The organism is Oerskovia sp. Root22 (assembly GCF_001429135.1).
Classification (GTDB): domain Bacteria; phylum Actinomycetota; class Actinomycetes; order Actinomycetales; family Cellulomonadaceae; genus Oerskovia; species Oerskovia enterophila.
On sequence record NZ_LMIL01000001.1, the window covers coordinates 663,180 to 683,015 of the forward strand.

Consider the following 19,836-nt stretch of genomic DNA (forward strand, 5'->3'; position numbering starts at 1 on the left):
CCTCGTGCTCGGCGCAGAGAGCCGGACCGGGTCAGCGCCCCGCGCACGCCTCGACGTCGAGCCCGTTGGTCCCGGCACTGCGGAGCGCTTCCTCGGCGTCGGCCACCACGGCCGAGGCCTCTGCCTGGGCCGACGCGAGGGCCGACGACCGGGCCGCGACGATCGCGTCGTGCAGGTCGGCGTGCACGCGGCGACGGACCGAGCGCGTGAGCGCCTCGGTCTCGGCGTCGTCGACCTCGGTCCCCGCGGCGCGGCGCTCGGCCACGCGCTCGGCGACCTCGGCCGCGATCCGCCGGTCGGCGTCGTCGAGCAGCTCCATGACGGCCGTGTCGGCCGCGCGCCCCAGGCGCGTCTCCTCGAAGTCCCGCGTGGCACGGTCCACGATCCGCCGTGCCTGCCCGACGACGAGCGACCCGAGGGCGGGTGAGTGCGCCTTGAGGGAGGCCAGGTCGTAGAGCAGGACGCCGTCGACGTCCGCGACGCGCGGGTCGACGTCGCGGTGCAGCGCCAGGTCGAGGACCACCATGGGCCGGTGCAGCGCCTCGTCACCCGCGGCCTCCGCGGCGCGGGACCGGGCACGGACGAGCGCGGCGGCGTCGAGCACGTGGCCCAGCGCATCACCTCCGGCAGCGGCTCCGTCACCCTCGGCGCCCGGCCCGGTCCCCCTCGGCGCACCCGCACCCGCACCCGGACCACCACGGCCAGCCTCACCGCCGTCCGCGTCGGCGACCACCCGTCCCCGCGCCCCGCTGCACGAGACCACGAGGTCGACGTCCTCGAGAGCCGCCACGAGATCCGTCACCGCGACGGCGCCCCGGTCGGCCGCGAACTGCTCGGCGCGACCCGACCCCGAGTACACGCGCACGTCCTCGCAGCCCCGCGCCCGCAGCGCCGCGAGCGACGCGCCGGCGTACGAGCCCGTCCCGATGAGCACCGTGCGGACCTGGCGCCAGGGCGGGAGCTCGGCGCTCGCGAGGTCGAGCCCCAGGGACACGACCGACCGGCCGTTGCCACCGAGCGTCGTCTCGTTGCTGATCTTCTTGGAGGTCCGGGACGCGGTCTGGAACAGGAGCTCGAGCGTGGACGACGTCGCACCGCCCTCGCGGGCCTCCTCGAGCGCACGCTTGACCTGCCCGGCGATCTCTCGCTCGCCCACGACCATCGAGTCCAGGCCGGCCGCGACCTCGAAGAGGTGAGCGGCGACGTCGGGCCCGGTGCGGGTCGAGAACGCCCCGACCGCCACGTCCTCCGCGACTCCCGACGCCGCGGCGACGAGCCGCGCGACCTCGTGCGACGCGTGCTGCACGCCCCGCCCGTCCACGGGCGAGTCGACGTCCAGGTACACCTCGAACCGGTTGCACGTCGCGACGACGACGGCACCGGTGATCGCTTCGCAGGTCTCGACGGCCGTCCGCCCGACCGACGCGGCTCCGGTGGAGAGGAGCTCGAGGGTGGACATGTCCAGCTCGTGGTGACTTGCAGTCATCGACAGGAGAACCACAGTGCTCCGATTGAATCATTCCTCCCCGCGCACGGCAGAATCGGTTCTTGTGACGTTCACCGCGCTTTCAGACAACCACCCTCTCGTCGACGGCCGGACGACGAATTCTCCCCTCGTGCGCGCTTTGCGCGGCGACCGCCCGAAAACCACACCCGTGTGGTTCATGCGGCAGGCCGGTCGGTCCCTTCCCGAGTACCGCGAGCTGCGCCAGGGCATCGGCATGCTCGACTCGTGCCTGCGCCCGGACCTGGCGAGCGAGATCACGCTCCAGCCCGTGCGCCGCCACGGCGTGGACGCGGGGATCTTCTTCTCGGACATCGTCATCCCGCTCAAGCTCGCGGGGGTCGACGTGGACATCGTCCCGGGCGTCGGTCCGGTCATGGGGCAGGCCTACCGGACGCCCGACGACGTCGCTCGCCTCGTCGAGCACGAGCTCACCCCGGAGTCGCTCGCGCCCGTGACGGAGGCCGTCGCGCTCACGGTCGCGGCGCTCGGTTCGACGCCCCTCATCGGCTTCGCGGGCGCGCCGTTCACGCTCGCGGCCTACCTGGTCGAGGGGCGCCCCTCGCGCGACCACCTCGCGGCGCGCACGCTCATGCACGCGGACCCCGAGTCGTGGGCCCGCCTGACGGCGTGGACCGCACAGATCACGGGCGCGTTCCTGCGCGCCCAGGTCCTGGCCGGGGCCAGCGCCGCCCAGCTGTTCGACTCGTGGGCCGGCAGCCTGTCGCTCGAGGACTACCTCACGGGCGCCAAGCCGGGGAGCACGGTCGCGCTGTCGCAGGTCAGCGACCTGGGCGTCCCGGCGATCCACTTCGGGACGGGCACCGGGCACCTGCTCGGGGCCATGCGTGACTCCCTCACCGAGGCCGGTGTGACGCACCCGACCGTGGGCGTGGACTACCGCACGCCGCTCGACGAGGCCGCGGCGACCCTCGGGGGGTACGTGCCGGTCCAGGGCAACATCGACCCGGCGCTGCTCGCCGCGCCGTGGCCCGTGCTCGAGGCGCACGTCCGCGACGTCCTGCACCGTGGGAGCGCTGCCCCCGGGCACGTGGTGAACCTCGGCCACGGCGTGCCGCCCGAGACCGACCCGACCGTCCTGACCCGGGTCGTCGAGCTCGTCCATTCCGTCCGGAACGTGTCGGAACCCGCGTGACCCCGGGGTCCCGCACGGTCTGACACACCCTCGCAGCGGGGGCACACTTGACGTGTGCACCCCGTTGCTGATGGATCGTCCGGCCCTTCCTCCTCCACGTTCGACGCCGTGGTCGTCGGCGCGGGCATCGCCGGCCTGACCGCCGCGCGCTCCCTGCGCCGCCGCGGCCTGCGCGTCCTCGTCCTCGAGGCGGCCGACCGCCCGGGCGGCCCTGTGCACGGCGACAAGCTGGGCTCGACGGGCCTGTCGGTCGACGTGGGCGCCGAGTCGTTCGCGGCCCGCGGGTCCGCCGTGGGCGACCTGGTCGCCGACCTGGGCCTGACGGTCGTCGAGCCCGCCCCGATCAGCGCGTGGGGCTATGCCGCGAGCCGCGCGTTCCCGCTGCCGAAGGCCGGGATCATGGGCATCCCGGCGCACCCGTTCGCGGCCGACGTGCGCCGCGCGGTCGGCTGGCCCGGTGCGCTGCGCGCGGGCATGGACCGGATCAAGCCGCGCCGATGGGTCGACGAGGAGAACCTCGAGACGTTCGCGCGCTCGCGCCTGGGACGCCGCGTCGCGGAACGTCTCGTGGCGCCGGTCGCCGCGGGCGTCCACTCGGCGCCGCTCGAACGTCTCGACGTCGATGCCGTGGCCCCGGGCCTGCGCGAGGCCTACGCCCGCGAGGGCTCGTTGACCCGGGCGGTCGCCGCGATGCGCGCCCAGGCCCCGGCGGGCTCTGCGGTGCGCGGCATCGAGGGCGGCATGCACCGCCTCGTCGAGGAGCTCACGCTCGCCGTGACGAGCGACGTGCCCGACGGCGGGGCTCCCGCCGGGAGCGCGGGCCCGGCGGGGGTGCTGCTCGTGCGCCACGAGGTGGTCGCGCTGGACCGTGACGGCGACCAGGGGTGGAGCGTCCAGGCCGAGGGTCCCGGGGGCCCCACGACCTTCCGGACCGCGCGCCTGCTGGTCACGACGCCCGCGGTCGTCGACCTGGTGTCCCCGCTCGCGGGCCGCACGGCCGACCCGGTGCCGGACCCCGAGCCCGGTGCGGACATCCGTCTCGTGACGCTGCTGCTCGAGGCCCCTGAGCTCGACGCGGCCCCGCGGGGCAGCGGGCTGCTGGTCGCGCCGAAGCCCCGCACCTGGTCGACGCGCGACGAGAACCACCGGGCCGGCGCGCACGACCCCGTCCAGGCCAAGGCCCTGACCCACTCGACCGCGAAGTGGCCGTGGCTGGCCGCCCGGGTGGCGGGCGCCGTCGGGCCGGGGAACCATGTGGTGCGCCTGAGCTACGGGCGCATCGGCGAGACGGTCGAGCCGACGCTCGACCAGGTCGTGCGCGACGCGTCGGTGCTGCTCGGGGTCGACCTCGACGGCAAGGTGCGCGAGCACCTGTCGACGCGCTGGAACGGGTCGCTCCCCCCGCCCACGCCCGTCTACCGGCGTGAGGTCGCGGCGTTCGTCGAGCGGGTCTCGCACGTCGACGGGCTCGGGGTCACGGGTGGCTGGATCGCGGGTACGGGGCTCGCGGCGATCGTCGGGCACGCCCAGGACTGCGCCGAGCAGCTCTGATCCTCGGGGGCGGTGCGGACGGCACCTCATGCCTTCCGCATTCCTGCGACAAACGTCCTGACAATTCGTCTCTTTGTTCTGACCTCGCGTCAGGTCGATGTCACTCGCGCCTCCTTTCCGCAGAATGCCGCGCCGCACCGGTTCACGCGCATTTCGACAATGCCTCCGGGCAGAGGAGACTAGGAGCGTGAGCATTCGTGTCGGAACCCGTGGCAGCGCCCTCGCGACGACCCAGACGGGACTCGTCGCACGACGCATCGAGCACCTGACCGGGCATCCGGTCGAGATCGTGCGCATCCGCACCGAGGGCGACGTCCGCTCGGGCTCGCTCGCCTCGATGGGCGGCACCGGGGTGTTCGTGACCGCGCTGCGCGAGGCCCTGCTCGACGGCCGCTGCGACGTCGCGGTCCACTCGCTCAAGGACCTGCCGACCGGCGCTGCCGAGGGGCTGACCCTCGTGACCCCCGAGCGCGAGAACCCGCGCGACGTCCTGTGCGCCCGGAACGGCTGGACGCTCGCGACCCTGCCGCGCGGCGCCAAGGTCGGCACCGGGTCACCGCGCCGCGCGGCCCAGCTCCTCGCGGTCCGCCCCGACCTCGACGTGCTCGACATCCGCGGCAACGTCGACACGCGCCTCGCGCGCGCTCTCGGCCCCGACGCGGACCTCGACGCGGTCGTCCTCGCCTACGCGGGGCTCTCGCGCCTGGGCCGGCTCGACGCGGTCTCCGAGGTCATCGACGTGCGCGTCATGGCCCCCGCGCCCGGGCAAGGGGCCCTGGGCGTCGAGGTCCGGACCGCGGACCTGTCTCCCCTGTCGTCGTTCGACCTCCTGCCCGACGGCGGCACGCGCCAGCCCCTCGACCTCGCCGAGGTCGTCGCGGGCCTCGACCACCTCCCGACCCGCCTCGCGGTCCTCGCCGAGCGCGCGCTGCTCGCCCGGCTCGAGGCCGGGTGCGCGGCACCCGTCGGGGCGCACGCCGTGGTCGAGGACGACCAGCTCCATCTCTCGGCCGTCGTCGCGCGGCTCGACGGCGGGCAGGTCCTCACGCACTCGGCCCGGGTCGCGCTGCCGCCGGTCGCCGGTGGAGCCGGACGCTCGGCCGACACGACCGGTGGGGTGCCCCGCGCCGACGACACGACCGACGCGCTGGCCCGCGGCCTGGGCGTCGAGGTCGCCGACGCCCTCCTGGCCGGCGGGGCCGCCGAGCTCGCGCCCCTGCGCGCTACCGGTCCCGGCGGCAGCTCGCTCGCTCGGGCCGAGGCGCCCGCGCTCTGGGCCCCGGGCACGGCGCCGACCGGCGGTACCGAGGACGACGAGCTCACGGTCGGCGGCACCGACGCCCCCGTGGGCCCGGAGCAGCGCTGATGCCAGGCCGGCTGCGCGACCCCCAGCGCGGGCGCGACCTGCCTCCCGTGCCGGCACGCCCGGCCACGCCTGCTGCGGACACCTCCTCCGAGACCCCCGCCCGCCCCGCCGCGGTGAGCGACGCCGTCGGGCTGGACGACGCTGCCCCTCCCACGGACACCGCCGCTCCCCCGGCGAGTAGCGCCGTCGGGCAGGGGGACGTGCCCGCGGCGCACGACCCGGCCACCTCCGGACCGGCCCGCGCCGTCGGGGCGCTGACCGGTACCACCGTCCTGGTGCCCCGCTCGCCCGAGCGAGCCGAGCCCCTCGCCGCGCGCCTGCGCGCGCAGGGTGCGACCGTGCTCGTGAGCCCGGCGATCGAGCGCGCCCCCATCGAGGACACCGCGGCGATGGACGCCGCCGTCGCGGACCTCGCGCACGGCGCCTTCGCGTGGGTCGTGGTGACGAGCGTCAACGCGATCGACGAGCTGACCGCGAGCGCCGCGCGCCGCGGACTGGACCTCGCCGCGCTGGCCGGACCTGCGGGAACCGGTGGCGCTGCCGACTCCGCGGGTCCTGGCACGCGGTGGGCTGCGGTCGGGCCCGCGACGCGGCGCGCGCTCGAGGCCGTGGGCGTCCGCGTGGACCTCGAGGCGACCGTGAACTCGGCGCGCGGTCTGCTCGCGGCGTTCGACGCGCTCACCGATCAGTTGTCAGAAGCACACCGGGCGGAACCCCGGGCCACTTCTGACGACTCGTCGGCGAGCACCTCGTCGCGGCGCGTGCTCGTGCCGCAGGGCGACCTCGCGAAGCCCACCATGGCCGAGGGGCTGCGCGAGCGCGGCTGGGACGTCCACGTCGTGACTGCGTACCGGACCGTGTCGCACGCGCTCTCCCCGGAGGTCGTCGAGGCGTGGCGGGCCGGGGCGGTCGACGTGGTCGTGCTGACGTCGGGCAGCGTGGCGCGCGAGGTCGCGGCCCAGCTCGGCGTGGACCCCCGCGTCGCGGGGGTCGCGATCGGGGAGCCGACGGCGGAGGCCGCGCACGCGGTCGGGCTGCGGATCGACGCCGTGGCCGAGAAGGCGACCGACGAGGCGCTGGCCGGTGCTGTGCTGCGCGTCGGCGCCGAGTTGTCAGAAGCACACCGGGGTATCCCCCGGGTCAGTTCTGACAACGAATCTCTCGGCGCGGGACCAGGGCCAGCGGGAGCGGCGGGTCCGGTGGGCCCCGTGGGCCCGGGGCGCAGCAGGACCGTCCCGTCCCCCGACCCGGCTCCCACCGGCACCCCCACGTCCCCCGACCCGGCTCCCACCGGCACCACGTCCCCGGCACCCCTCGACCAGTTGTCAGAACTGACCCGGGCCATACCCCGGCCCAGCTCTGACAACCCATCCCCCACAGAAGGCAGGAACCTCCCGTGATCCGTCCCCGCCGCCTGCGCTCGACCCCGCAGATGCGCCGGCTCGTCGCCGAGACCCGGCTGCACGCCGCCGACCTCGTGCTCCCCCTGTTCATCAAGGAGGGCCTGACCGAGCCCAAGCCGCTCGGGTCCATGCCGGGCATCGTGCAGCACACCGAGGCGAGCCTCGCCCAGGCCGTCGCACGGGCCACCGCGGCCGGGGTCGGCGGCGTCATGCTGTTCGGCATCCCCGAGCACCGCGACGCGACCGGCTCGCAGGCCGACGCCCCCGACGGGATCCTCAACCGGGCCGTCCGCATCGCGCGCGACGCCGCCCGGGACGCCGCTGCCGGCACGGGCCGACCGGGACCGGTCGTCATGGCCGACCTGTGCCTCGACGAGTTCACCGACCACGGGCACTGCGGGGTCCTGACGACCGGCCCGGACGGCGACCTGGTCGTGGACAACGACGCGACCCTCGTCCGCTACGCCTCGATGGCCCGCGCGCTCGCCGAGGCGGGCGCGGAGGTCGTGGCGCCGTCGGGCATGATGGACGGCCAGGTCGCCGTGATCCGCGAGGCCCTCGACGACGCCGGGCACGCGGGCGTGAGCATCCTGGCGTACAGCGCCAAGTACGCGAGCGCGTTCTACGGTCCGTTCCGCGAGGCCGTCGACTCGACGCTCCAGGGCGACCGCCGCACCTACCAGATGGACTCCGCGAACTTCCGCGAGGGCCTGCGCGAGGCCGACCTCGACCTGGCCGAGGGCGCCGACATGGTCATGGTCAAGCCCGCAGGCTCGTACCTCGACGTGCTCGCGGCCGTGGCCGAGCGCAGCGACGTCCCCGTCGCCGCCTACCAGGTCTCGGGCGAGTACGCGATGATCGAGGCCGCGGCCGCGAACGGCTGGATCGACCGGCGCGGCGCCGTCCTGGAGTCCGTGCTCGGCATCAAGCGCGCGGGCGCCGACATCATCCTGACCTACTGGGCCCTCGAGATCGCAGAATGGATTCGGTGACACCGATGACGATCCACCCCGCCGGCTCCCCGGCGCACGCGACCACCCTCCACGACAACCACGAGGCGTTCGTGCGCGCCCAGGGCGCGATCCCCGGCGGCGTGAACTCGCCCGTGCGGGCCTACGGCTCGGTCGGCGGCGACCCGCGGTTCATCGCGAGCGCGCGTGGCGCGTACGTCACCGACGTCACGGGCCGCGAGTACGTGGACCTCGTGTGCTCGTGGGGTCCCGCGCTCCTGGGCCACGCGCACCCAGCAGTCGTCGCGGCCGTGCAGGACGCCGCGGCGCGCGGCCTGTCGTTCGGCGCCCCGACGCTGGGCGAGGTCGACCTCGCGGAGGAGGTCCGCCGTCGGGTCCCCGCCGCCGAGCGCGTCCGCCTGGTCTCGACGGGCACCGAGGCGACCATGACCGCGGTGCGCCTCGCGCGCGGCTTCACGGGCCGCAACCTGATCATCAAGTTCGCGGGCTGCTACCACGGGCACGTCGACTCGCTGCTCGCCGAGGCGGGATCGGGCGTCGCGACGCTCGCGCTGCCCGGCTCGGCCGGCGTGACCGAGGCCAGTGCGGCCGAGACCCTCGTGCTGCCCTACAACGACCTCGACGCCGTCGAGCGCGCGTTCACCGAGCGGGGCTCGGAGATCGCCGCGGTCATCACCGAGGCAGCCCCGGCGAACATGGGGATCGTCCCGCCGGCCCCCGGCTACAACGAGGGCCTGCGCCGCATCACGTCCGCGCACGGCGCGCTGCTGATCCTCGACGAGGTCCTCACGGGCTTCCGCGTGGGTCCGAGCGGCTGGTGGGGCCTGGAGTCAGGCCTGGCCGCGGGCGCCCTCCCCGAGTACACGCCCGACCTCTTCACGTTCGGCAAGGTCATCGGCGGCGGCATGCCCGTCGCGGCACTGGGCGGACCGGCCTCGATCATGGACCAGCTCGCGCCGCTCGGCCCGGTCTACCAGGCGGGCACGCTCTCGGGGAACCCGGTCGCGGTCGCGGCGGGCCTCGCGACGCTGCGCCTGGCCGACGCCGCCGTGTACGCGCGCGTCGACCACGTCGCCCAGGTCGTGGGGGACGCCGCGAGCGCGGCCCTCGCCGCCGAGGGTGTCGCGCACCGCCTGCAGCGCTCGGGCAACCTGTTCTCGATCATGTTCGGCGACTTCGCCGCCGCGGCCGGGGTCCGCAACTACGCCCAGGCGCAGGCCCAGGACGCGTTCCGCTACAAGGCGTTCTTCCACGCGATGCTCGACGCCGGGGTCAACCTGCCGCCGTCGGTCTTCGAGGCGTGGTTCGTGTCGTCGGCGCACGACGACGCCGCGGTCGAGCGCATCCTCGCAGCGCTCCCGGACGGAGCGAAGGCCGCGGCGCGAGCCACGGCCTGAGCCCTGCACGCCCGGCCCGGGCGCGGGGTGAGGGTGCCTGGTGGGTGAGCGGCGCCGTCGGGCACCTTCCTCCGTGCCCGACGGCGCCGCTCACCTCACGCCCTGCCGCGCCGTGGTGCACGGCGCGGCAGGCGGTCCCGCCGGTCGAGGGACGCTCGACCGACGGGAGCCGGTCAGTAGGTGACCTGACCGGCCTTCTTGCCGAGGCTGCGGATCTGGAAGCCGAACGCGATGAGCGAGATGCCCCACACGAGGGCCACGATCGCGAGGATCCAGACGATCGACACGACGCCCGCGCCGACGTTGAAGAGCACGAGCAGACCGAACACGAGCGACAGCAGGCCCGCGAAGACTCCCCAGCCCCAGCCGCTGCCGGGGACCTTGCGCAGCTCGATGCTCGCGATCGCCTGGAAGATCCCGAGGACCACGGCCCACAGACCCACGATCCACACGAGGACCTCGGCGGTCTTGCCGGGCCACACGAGCAGCACGATGCCGACCGCGACGCTCACGAGGCCGACCGTGACGAGCGCTGCGGTGCCGCCGGTCCCCCGGCGACGGATGCCCTCGACGATCTCGAACAGGCCGTCGACGAGCGTGAAGATCGCGACGATCCAGATGAAGACGACGGCCGTGATCTCCGGCCACGCGAGCGCGACGATGCCGAAGAGGATCGCGATCACGCCGCGGATCACGGGCCAGTACCAGACTTGCTTGGCGGCGGAGGAGAAGGCTGTGAGGATCGGGTCCTGCGTTGTCATGGTGGGCTCCTGACGTCGGGTCGAGTCCCGCCAGGAACGCTGGAGCACCGTCCGTGCGGGCTGTTCGGTTCTCATCGAACACCCGAAACGGCACTATGTCGTGGCGAACGCCGCATTCGTCGCAGAGGGCGGGCTGCGCGTGCGCGACCGGGGGCCTGCGCGGGACCTTCGGCCCCTTGACAAGGGGATACCCCTCCCGGGTACCTTGGAGGGTGGTACCCAGTAGGGGTATCTGCGAGAGCGAGCACGGAGGCCCAGCATGAGCGACACGACCACCCAGCACCCGGTCGAGCCGGGTCTTGCCCCTGCCCACACCGGCCCGCACGGATATGCCTCCGACAAGGAGGCCTACCTCAAGCGCATGCGCCGCATCGAGGGCCAGGTCCGCGGGATCGCCCGCATGATCGACGAGGACGTCTACTGCATCGACATCCTCACCCAGGTCTCCGCGGTGACCAAGGCTCTCCAGGCGGTGTCCATCGGACTCGTCGAGGACCACCTCGGCCACTGCGTCGTCGACGCCGCCCGGTCCTCCGAGGCCGAGGGCGCCGCCAAGGTCCGCGAGGCGTCCGAGGCCATCGCCCGACTCGTCCGCAGCTGACACCCACCCCCTCTCAAGGAGCACCCATGAGCACCGTCACCACCCTCGGCGTCACCGGCATGACCTGCGGCAACTGCGTCTCGCACGTGACCAAGGACGTCGGCGCGGTCGCCGGCGTCGAGAACATCAGCGTGGACCTGAACGTCGGCGGGGCCTCCGAGGTCACCGTGTTCTCGGACGACCCGCTCGACGAGGCCGCGCTGCGCGAGGCCGTGGACGAGGCCGGCTACGAGGTCACGAGCTACGAGGTCCAGCTCGACGCCCAGGCTGCGCAGTCGGCCGAGCAGGCCGCGGACCGCAAGGCGCACAACTGCGGCTGCGGCTGCGGCACGGACTCCGCGGCGGACGCGGCCCCGGCCGTGAAGACGTACGACCTCCAGGTCCCCCAGGCCTGACGCTCCCGTCGCCACGGATCAGTTGTCAGAACCACGCCGGTCCATGCACCGGCCACGTTCTGGCAACTGATCCGCGCAGGGTGCTTCAGTGCCCGTGAGGCCCCAGCCCCACGCTCGTCCTGACCGCTCGACCCGCCCGACGACGGAGCACCGGCCGGGCGCCCGGCCCACGCTCCGTCGTCGGGCACCGCTCCACCCGCATGCCGCGTGCCGACGCCTCGGCCACGCCGCCCGCTGGACCGACGGTCGCACACCGTGACCCGCGGCAGCTCGTGGAGCGCCCCCACCGTCCCCCGCCCGCGAACAGCGGGCCCGCGACGGAGAACCCCACCCGGCGAGACCCGCCGGACGCACCACCGGACCTCCCAGGAGCAACCATGACCACCCCCACCGGCCTGACCGCCGGCCCCACGTTCGTCGAGGTCGACCTCGCGATCGAGGGCATGACGTGCGCGTCGTGCGTCGCGCGCGTCGAGAAGCGGCTCAACCGCGTCGACGGCGCCCAGGCCACCGTGAACCTGCCGCTCGAGAGCGCGCACGTCGTGCTGCCCGACGGCGTGACCGACGCCGAGCTCGTCGCAGCGGTCGAGAAGGCGGGCTACCAGGCGCGGGTCACGGGCCGGCGCGTCGCCGCGTCAGCGGTTGCCGCGACGGCGGCTGCTGGCGCGCCCGTCGCTGAGCCTGTGGCGCCCACCGGCGGCGTGGTGACGGGGGCTCGTGCTGCCGGGGTTGGTGCCGGTGCGACCGGGGTTGGTGTCGGCGTCGCGGCTCCCGCTGCCGGGACCTCGACGCCCGCCGGGGCCGAGTCCGCACCGGCGAGCCCCTCGGTTCGCCCGATGTCCGACGCAGCCCCGGCCGCGACCGACACCTCGGCCCCCACGCGCGACCGCGGCGCCGACCTCGCCCGACGACTCAAGGTCGCCGCGGTCCTCACGCTGCCCGTCGTGCTGCTGTCGATGATCCCGGCGCTGCAGTTCCCGGGCTGGCAGTGGGTCGTCACGGCCCTCGCGCTGCCGGTCGTGACATGGGGCGCGTGGCCCTTCCACACCGCTGCCTTCCGCGCGGCCCGCCACGGCGCCTCGACCATGGACACGCTCGTGTCGATCGGCGTGATCGCCGCGACCCTGTGGTCGCTGTGGGCGCTGCTGCTGGGCGGCGCGGGCGAGATCGGCATGCAGATGCAGGTCTCGCTGCTGCCCTCGCGGGAGCATGCCGCGATGCCCGAGCTCTACTTCGAGGTCGCGGCCGTCGTCACGACGTTCCTCCTCGCGGGCCGATGGTCCGAGCACCGCTCGCGCCGCAAGGCCGGCGACGCGCTGCGCTCGCTCCTCGCGATGGGCGCCAAGGACGCCGAGCGCGTCACGACCGGTCCCGACGGTCGGCGCGTGACCGAGCGCGTGCCCGTCGCCGCCCTGCGCGAGGGCGACCTGTTCACGGTCCGCCCGGGCGAGAAGATCGCGACCGACGGCGTCGTGGTCGAGGGCAGCTCCGCCGTCGACACCTCGCTCCTGACGGGCGAGCCCGTGCCCGTCGACGTGACGCCGGGCGACGACGTCACCGGCGCGACCGTCAACACCTCGGGCCACCTGCTCGTCCGTGCGACGCGCGTGGGCGAGGAGACGACGCTCGCGCAGATCGGTCGCCTCGTGAGCCAGGCGCAGACGGGCAAGGCTCCCGTGCAGCGCCTCGCGGACCGGATCTCGGCCGTGTTCGTGCCGATCGTCCTCGTCCTGGCCGTGCTCACCCTGGGTGGCTGGCTGCTCGCGGGGGCGAGCACGCAGTTCGCGTTCACGGCGGCCGTGGCCGTGCTCATCATCGCGTGCCCGTGCGCCCTGGGGCTCGCGACGCCGACGGCCCTGCTCGTCGGGACGGGCCGCGGCGCGCAGCTCGGCATCCTCATCAAGGGCCCCGAGGTCCTCGAGTCCACGCGCCGCGTCGAGGTGATCGTGCTCGACAAGACCGGCACCGTGACGCAGGGGCGCATGGCCCTCGAGCGTGTGGTCACGCGCGACGGCGAGCTCGACCTGTCGTCGGAGCCGGCGCGGGCTGCTGCTGGTTCGTCGAGCGAGGGACCCGACGGCGCCGCTCACCACGCCCTGCGCCTCGCCGGCGCGGTCGAAGGGTTGAGCGAGCACCCGATCGCGCAGGCCGTCGCGGCTGCCGCGGCGCGGGTCGCGGGGGTCGGACCGGGGTCGGCTGCTCCTGAGGCGCCTGCCGGTGCTGGCGGTACCGTCGCAGAGCAGGTCGGGACAGCGGCTCTCGCGGCCTCCCCCGATCAGGTGTCAGAAGCACACCGGGCTATCCCCCGGCCTAGTTCTGACAACTCGTCCGTGGCGGGTGTCGAGACCGGGGGTGTCGAGACCGGGGCCGACGGCGTCGTGATCGGCTCCGCGCAGGTCTTCGACTTCGTGAGCTCTCCCGGTGGCGGGGTCAGCGGCCTGGTCCGCACCGCGCACTCGGGTCTGTCCCCCGCGGGAGCGCTCAACGCGCAGCGGGTCCTGGTCGGACGCCCCTCGTGGCTCGCCGAGCAGGGCATCACGTTCGACGCCTCGGAGCCCTCGAGCCCCGAGGATGAGGCTCGCCCCGGCACCGCGGGGACCGACCTGCGCCGCGCGTTCGACGAGGCCGAGTCCACGGGCGCGACCGCCGTCGTCGTCGCCTGGAACGGCACCGCCCAGGGCGTCCTGGTCCTGCGCGACCCGGTCAAGGAGACCTCGGCCCAGGCCGTGGCCGAGCTCCGCGAGCTGGGCCTGCGCCCCCTCCTCCTCACGGGCGACAACGCGGGCGCGGCGCGGGTCGCCGCCCGGCAGGTCGGCATCGCGGAGGAGGACGTGATCGCGCAGGTCCTGCCGCAGGACAAGGTCGACGTCGTCGCACGCCTGCGCGCCGAAGGTCGAGTCGTCGCGATGGTCGGGGACGGCGTGAACGACGCCGCGGCACTGGCCGGGGCCGACCTGGGGCTGGCCATGGGCACGGGCACCGACGTCGCGATCGAGGCGAGTGACATCACGCTGGTCCGCGGCGACCTGCGCTCGGCCGCGACGGCGATCCGGCTCTCGCGCCAGACGTTGCGCATCATCAAGCAGAACCTCTTCTGGGCCTTCGCCTACAACGTGGCGGCGATCCCGCTCGCGGCGGCGGGCCTGCTCAACCCGATGATCGCGGGGGCGGCGATGGCCATGAGCTCGGTGCTCGTCGTCGGGAACTCGCTGCGGCTGCGCTCGGCGGGCTGAGCACGAGGTTCCGCGCAGTCGAGAACGGGGTTGCGGTCGTTGTCCACCGGATAACGACCGCAACCCCGTTCTCGGCCCCCGGAGAGGGGTCGACGGTGCCGGTCAGGACTACGACGCCCAGCCGGCCACGATCGTCGCGACCGCCCCCACCATGAAGACTGCCGTGCAGGAGCCCCCGACGAGCCGGGCGACCCGCATCGCCGGAGGCGTCGGGCCCTCCCCCGGATCCAGGAGCCCCAGGCGCGCAGGACCGGCGAAGGAGGGGCGGACGGGGACGTGGAACTGGCGGACGTCGTCGTCGGTCAGTGCCGGCGGAGGCTCGTGCGCGAGCGCCGCCGCGGTCCGCCGATCGCGCAGCCGGCCGACCTGCAGCGCGTAGAAGGCCAGGACGCCGTACTGGCTCAGGTAGAACAGCCCCAGCGCGAGCACCGTCACGCCGAGGCAGACCGTCACGGCCGACTGCGAGGACCAGAGCACGGCACCGCCGACGACCGTGATCGCCGCCCCGAGCAGCAGCCACAGCGGCACCGTCCCCCAGCTGCGCGAGTGATCGGTCGTGTAGCGCGATGCCGACCTCGTCGGCCGGCTCGAGTCAGCGAGCTGGTCGGCCAGGCTCGGCTTGTCGTCCTCCCACCACGCCACGTGGTCCACCTCTCGTCGTGGCGGTCCGGCGACCACCGCCTGGGAACAGTAGCGGCCATGGACCCGGGGCTCAACGGGGAGGACTGCCCATCGGTCGGCACCGACCGCGTGCCCGGCCGATCAGCATGTGCGAGCTGGAGAAGCGTGGCGGTGCTCGGCGGACCGAGGAGAAGAGGTCCCTCGCTCAGTCGGTGGTCGTTCGTCCTGCCGAGGACGAGGTTCCGCGCTGTCGAGCACGAGGTTGCGCGCTGTCGAGCACGAGGTTGCGCGCTGTCGAGCACGAGGTTGCGGTCGCTATCCGGTGGATAACGACCGCAACCTCGTGCTCGGCACCACGTCGGCACCACGTCGGCACCTCGTCAGCACCATGTCGGCACCACGTCAGCCCCCAGAGGGCTACTTGAACCGACGCCCCTCGTCCCGCCGGTACGCCCACACCGCCAGGACCGCGAACACCACGGTCCACCCCACCAGCACGACCCACGCGAGCGCGTACGCCGGCTCGCCCGTGAGCGCCTGGACCAGCAGGTCGCGACCGGCGCGCGTCGGGGTGGTCATCGAGATCGTGTCGAGCCACGGCGGGAACAGGAACGGCGGCAGGAACAGGCCGCCCGCGAACGCGAGCGGGAACAGGATGACCTGCACCACGGGCAGCGCGGCCTTGGCCGAGAGCGAGTACCCGATCGCGATGCCCAGCAGCACGAACGGCACCGACACGAGCAGCACGGTCCCGACTCCCGCGAGCAGCTGCGACCACGTCACGGTGGCCGCGGTCAGCAACCACCCGATGAGGATGAGCGGCACGAGCCCGAACAGCGAGAAGATCCCGCCGTTGAGGATGCGCGCGATCATGCGCGGCGCGGGACCCGCGGGCAGCGAGCGCAGGAACGGGTCGAACGGCAGCGCCCGGTCCTCCGCGACGCCCAGCCCGTACGTGAACAGGCTCGCGGAGCAGATCGCGAACAGCCCGAGCGACGCGACGGCCGTGGTCGCCGCGACAGGGTTGTCCGCGACCTCCTTCTGCGGCACGACGAAGAAGAACATCGCGAGCGCCGGGAACAGCAGGTTCCCGAGGACCGCGATGGGCACGCGCACGGTCTCGAGGAACTGGTACTTGAGGTGGATCCAGGTGAGGGTCGCGGCGCTGGGCGGACGCCCGCTCACGCCGGGGGTCGTGGTGACTGCGTCGAGGGTGCTCATCGCGCGCTCTCCTCCTCGGAGGTCCGGTCCAGGGTGCCCGACGGCGCCACGCCCGTCGGGGTTCCCGCGTCACCGCGGGAGGGGGGCGCGTCGGGCCCGCCGAACCCGGCGCTCGTCGGGCGGGCGGCGCCGGCCGGTCGGCCGGCCCCGGATGCGTGTCCCGGAGGAGCACTCCCCGCAGGGCCGCTCGCGACCATCTGCTCGAACGCCTCCTCGAGGCTCGCGCCCCGGATCTCGAGCCCGTGGAACGGCAGGCCCGAGGTCACGAGCGTGCGGACGAGCTCGTCGGCGTCGGCCGTGTACAGCTCGTAGCGCCAGCCAGCGGCAACAGATCCGGCATCCCTGGTTCCCATGCCCCCGGCTCCAGCCCCGCTCTCCACCGCGACGGCCCCACCGGCTCCCCCGGCGCCTCCCGCACCGCCCGCAGCGGTCCGCTCCGAACGCACCACGCCCGGCAGGTCGGTCCCCAGGTCCGCGGTGCTGCGCACGACGACGCGCCGCAGCCCGACGCGGCGCAGGATCGCGTCGAGCGTGTCGTCGGCCTTGACCATGCCCTGGTCGATCACGACGACGCGCTGCGCGAGCGCCTGCACCTCTTCGAGGTAGTGGCTCGTGAGCAGCACGGTCCCGCCGCCCGCGTGGTACTCGCGGATCGCGGCCCACAACGCCTGGCGCGCCCCGACGTCGAGCCCCGTGGTGGGCTCGTCGAGCAGCACGACCCGGGGCCGCCCGACGAGCGAGAGCGCGACCGCGAGCCGCCGCTTCTGCCCGCCGGACATGGCCCCGGTCTGGCGCCCGGCGAGCTCGGACAGCCCGAACTGCTCGAGCAGCTGCCCCGTGGGCACGGGGTTCGCGTAGTGCCTGCCGACGAAGTCGACGACCTCGCGCACCTTGAGCGTCGCGGGCAGCCCGGTCTCCTGCGGCGTCAGGCCGAGCCCTTGCCGGGACGAGGCGTCGCGCGGGTTGCCGCCGAACAGGCGCACGACGCCCGAGTCGGGCTTGCGCTGCCCGCTCACGAGCGAGAGCAGCGTCGACTTCCCGGCGCCGTTGGGGCCCAGGAGGCCCACGAGCTCGCCGGCCCCGACCTCGAGGGTCACGTCGTCGAGAGCGACGACGTCGCCGAAGCGGCGGGTCACGTGCTGCGCGGACACGAGGGACCCGCCAGGTGCCGAACCTCCTCGCACGGCGGGACGGGCGGTGGCCGGCGGGGCCTCCTGTCGGGCGGCTGAGTGCTGGGTGCTCACGATCCGGCTCCTCTCAGGAGCGTGCTCAGGGACTCGGTGTAGACCTCGAAGGCGCGGCGCCCCCGAGGGGTCAGGCTGATGTAGGTGGCCGGTGTGCGGCCCTCGTGGGTCTTGGTGACCGTCACGTACTCGGCGTCCTCGAGCTTGCGCAGGTGCGTCGACAGGTTGCCCGCGGTCATGTCGAGAAGCTTCTGGAGCTTGGGGAACGCGATCTGGTCGCCCGCGCCGAGGGCCGCGAGGGTCGCGACCACGCGCAGGCGCGACTGGGCGTGGATGACCGGGTCGAGCTCGACGTCAGGCACGGGCGCCTCCCGCGATCCGGCGCCGGGTCCGCAGACGCAGCACCTGCTCGACGAGCGCCATGAGCAGGAACCCGCCGCCGCCCGCGGCGGCCATGACGAGGTACAGGCCTGGCTGCCCCACGATCGTCGCGGCCCCGGCGACGAGCAGGATCCACACGCCCAGGACGTACAGGCGCGTCTCCTGCCACATGGCCCCGCCGGCGAGGTACATGATCCCGACCACCAGGCACGACAGGGAGTTGCTCGCGAGCGCCATGACCTCGGGATTCGCTCCCGCCCGGGCGAGGCCGCCGAGGACCATGCTCATGGCGGCGAACGAGATGAACCAGGCCCAGCCGTAGAGCGCGCCCGAGCGGGCGCTCGCCCCGCGCACCCCGCTCACGCGGGTCATGATGTGCACGATCGTGATGGCCACGGCGCTCACGATGAGGAAGCTGAAGGCGAGGAAGGCCCAGGGCTCGGGCTGCCCGACGGCGCCACCCGCCCCGGTCGGTCCGGTCACCGCCCCCGCGGCGTCGGCCGTGCGCAGCGAGCTCACGTAGAGCGTCGTGTAGCCCAGCAGCCAGGCCAGCCCCCAGACCCCGTAGAGGACACGGCCGTCGGGCTCGACGTCCTTGGCCTTCTCCTGCTGGGCCGCGATGAGGCGCAGGCTCTCGGCAGGGTCGAGCGGCAGGTCGTCGTCAGGCTCCCGGGCGGGTCCGGCGGTCTGGTCGGGATTCTGGGCGGGCACGGCGGCTCCTCCTGAGGTTTGTACTGCAAACTACTTTGTAGCCTGCCAGGAGGAGCGGTCGAGCGCAAGGGGTCTCGGGCACGGGAAACGCGAGCCGCCTGCGCCGAGAAGTGAGTAGATGCCCCTGATCCGCGTGGATCAGGGGCATCTACTCACTTCTCGGCAGCGGAGAGCCGTCAGGACGTCGCGGAACCCGAGGTGCCCGCGGCACCCTCCGCGCCCGTGCCGCTCCCGGTGCCGCTGCCCGTTCCCGTACCGGGCAGCTGCTCGAGGTCGGTGCCTCCCGAGCCCGAGCCGGCACCCGAGCCGCCGGTGTCCCCGCCCGTCCCCGGCGTCGGGTCCGGTGCCGGGGTGACCGGCGTGGTGGGCTCGGGGTCCGGGACCGTGGTCGGCGGGTCGGTCGGCGCAGGGGCCGGCACGCTCTCGCTCGGCGCCGGGCTGGGCGTGGTGCCCGAGCTCGGCGCGTCGGTCGAGGGGTCGGTCGTGCCACCCGTCGTGTCGCCGGTGTCGCCGGTCGACGCGGGCTCGCGCGAGACGACGTGGCTGATGGTCGTCCCCGAGCCCTCCTCGCCGCGCAGGATCTCGCTCAGCGGCCGCCCGGCGACGACCTCGACCAGGGTCACGCCCACGAGGAGCACGACGAACACCGCGACCGTCGACAGGATCAGGGTGCGCCGGCTCGGCCGGCGCGAGTCCGCCGTGTCATCGCCCGCTGCCCCGTCGCCCGAGGCGTCGCCGTCGTCGGGGAGGTCCGTGGCGCCGTCGGGCCTGTCCCCTGCCTGCGCGCCCGCCGCGGTGCGCAGGTCGTCGAGGTGCGTGCCCTCGAGGTCGTCGGGGCCCAGCACCGCGGTGTCGCCGAGCCGCGCGGTGTCCCCGACCGCGGGGAGCACCGCGGTGCCGCTCCCGGTCGCGTCCGTGCCCTCGCCCGGCCCACCGGCGGAGCCGTCGGACCCACCCGCGCCCTGCCCGTGCGACCCCGCGAGCGTCGGCAGCAGGACCTTGCGCCCGTTCTTGCCGACCGGCAGGACCACGCCCGCCTGGAGGGCCGCCTTCATCTGGCGTCGCGTCTTGAGGATCGAGCGCGTGTAGATGTTGTTCCCGACGATCGTCAGGACCGAGGCGATGCCCGCACCGATGATCGTCCCGGCGACCCCCAGGTACGACAGCAGGACCGTCGAGCTCACCGCAGCGAGCGCGCTCGCCACGACCTGCGTGACGCTGATGCCTGGCGGCTTCTCGTCGAGGTCGTCGGCGGGGTCGTTCGGTGCTGCGGAGTCGTCTCGGGCGGTCGGGCTGATGGAGGGGGGTCTGTTCGAAGTCACGGTCCTCCCAGCGTAGGAAACGGGTCTGCACGCCCCCCGGACGCCTGTTGACCAACCC

General features: G+C 74.2%; 17 protein-coding genes. 9 read left to right on the forward strand and 8 right to left on the reverse strand.

The window, feature by feature from the left end:
* Positions 1 to 31: 31 nt before the first annotated feature.
* Entirely contained in the window at positions 32 to 1,501 is a 1,470-nt protein-coding gene (locus tag ASE15_RS02820) for a glutamyl-tRNA reductase (protein ID WP_056761051.1), read from the reverse strand.
* A gap of 49 nt (positions 1,502 to 1,550) precedes the next feature.
* Between ASE15_RS02820 and hemE the strand changes: the two genes are divergently transcribed.
* The 6 genes from hemE to hemL all read left to right on the forward strand — a co-directional run bounded on the left by hemE (position 1,551) and on the right by hemL (position 9,348).
* A complete protein-coding gene (gene hemE, locus ASE15_RS02825) occupies positions 1,551 to 2,660 on the forward strand; it encodes a uroporphyrinogen decarboxylase (RefSeq protein WP_056761053.1) in 1,110 nt (369 codons plus the stop codon).
* A gap of 54 nt (positions 2,661 to 2,714) precedes the next feature.
* On the forward strand, positions 2,715 to 4,211 hold the full coding sequence (locus tag ASE15_RS02830; RefSeq protein ID WP_056761056.1) for an NAD(P)/FAD-dependent oxidoreductase: 1,497 nt from the start codon (positions 2,715 to 2,717) through the stop codon (positions 4,209 to 4,211).
* Between the two features lie 187 nt (positions 4,212 to 4,398).
* On the forward strand, positions 4,399 to 5,577 hold the full coding sequence (gene hemC / locus ASE15_RS02835) for a hydroxymethylbilane synthase (RefSeq protein WP_056761059.1): 1,179 nt from the start codon (positions 4,399 to 4,401) through the stop codon (positions 5,575 to 5,577).
* Positions 5,577 to 6,977, forward strand: a complete 1,401-nt coding sequence (locus tag ASE15_RS02840) for a uroporphyrinogen-III synthase (RefSeq protein WP_056761063.1) — start codon at positions 5,577 to 5,579, stop codon at positions 6,975 to 6,977. Before hemC ends, ASE15_RS02840 begins: the two co-directional genes overlap by 1 nt.
* A gap of 32 nt (positions 6,978 to 7,009) precedes the next feature.
* Positions 7,010 to 7,972: a porphobilinogen synthase gene (hemB, locus tag ASE15_RS02845; RefSeq protein ID WP_056761490.1), complete on the forward strand. Its 963-nt coding sequence runs from the start codon at positions 7,010 to 7,012 to the stop codon at positions 7,970 to 7,972.
* Positions 7,973 to 7,977: 5 nt separating this feature from the next.
* On the forward strand, positions 7,978 to 9,348 hold the full coding sequence (hemL, locus tag ASE15_RS02850) for a glutamate-1-semialdehyde 2,1-aminomutase (protein ID WP_056761066.1): 1,371 nt from the start codon (positions 7,978 to 7,980) through the stop codon (positions 9,346 to 9,348).
* A 173-nt stretch (positions 9,349 to 9,521) separates the two neighbouring features.
* Here hemL and ASE15_RS02855 read toward each other — a convergent pair whose 3' ends face one another.
* Positions 9,522 to 10,109 carry an HdeD family acid-resistance protein gene (locus tag ASE15_RS02855; RefSeq protein ID WP_056644498.1) on the reverse strand — a complete coding sequence of 196 codons (588 nt, stop codon included), beginning with the start codon at positions 10,107 to 10,109 and terminating at the stop codon, positions 9,522 to 9,524.
* 259 nt (positions 10,110 to 10,368) lie between these two features.
* Here ASE15_RS02855 and ASE15_RS02860 point away from each other — a divergent pair, with 259 nt between their 5' ends.
* From ASE15_RS02860 to ASE15_RS02870, 3 genes are all read left to right on the forward strand, one after another.
* Positions 10,369 to 10,710, forward strand: a complete 342-nt coding sequence (locus ASE15_RS02860) for a metal-sensitive transcriptional regulator (protein WP_082608341.1) — start codon at positions 10,369 to 10,371, stop codon at positions 10,708 to 10,710.
* A gap of 26 nt (positions 10,711 to 10,736) precedes the next feature.
* Entirely contained in the window at positions 10,737 to 11,105 is a 369-nt protein-coding gene (locus tag ASE15_RS20185; RefSeq protein WP_068625024.1) for a heavy-metal-associated domain-containing protein, read from the forward strand.
* A gap of 377 nt (positions 11,106 to 11,482) precedes the next feature.
* A complete protein-coding gene (locus ASE15_RS02870) occupies positions 11,483 to 14,338 on the forward strand; it encodes a cation-translocating P-type ATPase (protein ID WP_056761069.1) in 2,856 nt (951 codons plus the stop codon).
* 108 nt (positions 14,339 to 14,446) lie between these two features.
* Here the strand turns inward: ASE15_RS02870 and ASE15_RS02875 are convergent, their stop codons facing one another.
* The 6 genes from ASE15_RS02875 to ASE15_RS02900 all read right to left on the reverse strand — a co-directional run bounded on the left by ASE15_RS02875 (position 14,447) and on the right by ASE15_RS02900 (position 19,778).
* Positions 14,447 to 14,980 carry a hypothetical protein gene (locus ASE15_RS02875; protein ID WP_157277102.1) on the reverse strand — a complete coding sequence of 178 codons (534 nt, stop codon included), beginning with the start codon at positions 14,978 to 14,980 and terminating at the stop codon, positions 14,447 to 14,449.
* Positions 14,981 to 15,376: 396 nt separating this feature from the next.
* On the reverse strand, positions 15,377 to 16,180 hold the full coding sequence (locus ASE15_RS02880; protein ID WP_056644487.1) for an ABC transporter permease: 804 nt from the start codon (positions 16,178 to 16,180) through the stop codon (positions 15,377 to 15,379).
* Complete coding sequence (locus ASE15_RS20665) at positions 16,177 to 17,424, reverse strand: ABC transporter ATP-binding protein (RefSeq protein ID WP_369800539.1); 1,248 nt, start codon at positions 17,422 to 17,424, stop codon at positions 16,177 to 16,179. The genes ASE15_RS02880 and ASE15_RS20665 overlap by 4 nt, the downstream gene beginning before the upstream one ends.
* On the reverse strand, positions 17,421 to 17,726 hold the full coding sequence (locus ASE15_RS02890) for a transcriptional regulator (RefSeq protein ID WP_056644484.1): 306 nt from the start codon (positions 17,724 to 17,726) through the stop codon (positions 17,421 to 17,423). Before ASE15_RS02890 ends, ASE15_RS20665 begins: the two co-directional genes overlap by 4 nt.
* A complete protein-coding gene (locus ASE15_RS02895; protein ID WP_056644481.1) occupies positions 17,719 to 18,456 on the reverse strand; it encodes a hypothetical protein in 738 nt (245 codons plus the stop codon). Before ASE15_RS02895 ends, ASE15_RS02890 begins: the two co-directional genes overlap by 8 nt.
* Before the next feature lie 176 nt (positions 18,457 to 18,632).
* A complete protein-coding gene (locus ASE15_RS02900) occupies positions 18,633 to 19,778 on the reverse strand; it encodes a hypothetical protein (RefSeq protein WP_056761076.1) in 1,146 nt (381 codons plus the stop codon).
* Between the last annotated feature and the right edge of the window lie 58 nt (positions 19,779 to 19,836).

Coding starts and splice junctions, on each gene's coding strand:
- hemL (WP_056761066.1), top strand. CDS start 7,978: ATGACGATCCACCCCGCCGGCTCCCCGGCGCACGCGACCACCCTCCAC.
- ASE15_RS02860 (WP_082608341.1), top strand. CDS start 10,369: ATGAGCGACACGACCACCCAGCACCCGGTCGAGCCGGGTCTTGCCCCT.
- ASE15_RS02840 (WP_056761063.1), top strand. CDS start 5,577: ATGCCAGGCCGGCTGCGCGACCCCCAGCGCGGGCGCGACCTGCCTCCC.
- ASE15_RS02880 (WP_056644487.1), bottom strand. CDS start 16,180: ATGAGCACCCTCGACGCAGTCACCACGACCCCCGGCGTGAGCGGGCGT.
- ASE15_RS20185 (WP_068625024.1), top strand. CDS start 10,737: ATGAGCACCGTCACCACCCTCGGCGTCACCGGCATGACCTGCGGCAAC.
- ASE15_RS02855 (WP_056644498.1), bottom strand. CDS start 10,109: ATGACAACGCAGGACCCGATCCTCACAGCCTTCTCCTCCGCCGCCAAG.
- hemB (WP_056761490.1), top strand. CDS start 7,010: ATGCGCCGGCTCGTCGCCGAGACCCGGCTGCACGCCGCCGACCTCGTG.
- ASE15_RS02870 (WP_056761069.1), top strand. CDS start 11,483: ATGACCACCCCCACCGGCCTGACCGCCGGCCCCACGTTCGTCGAGGTC.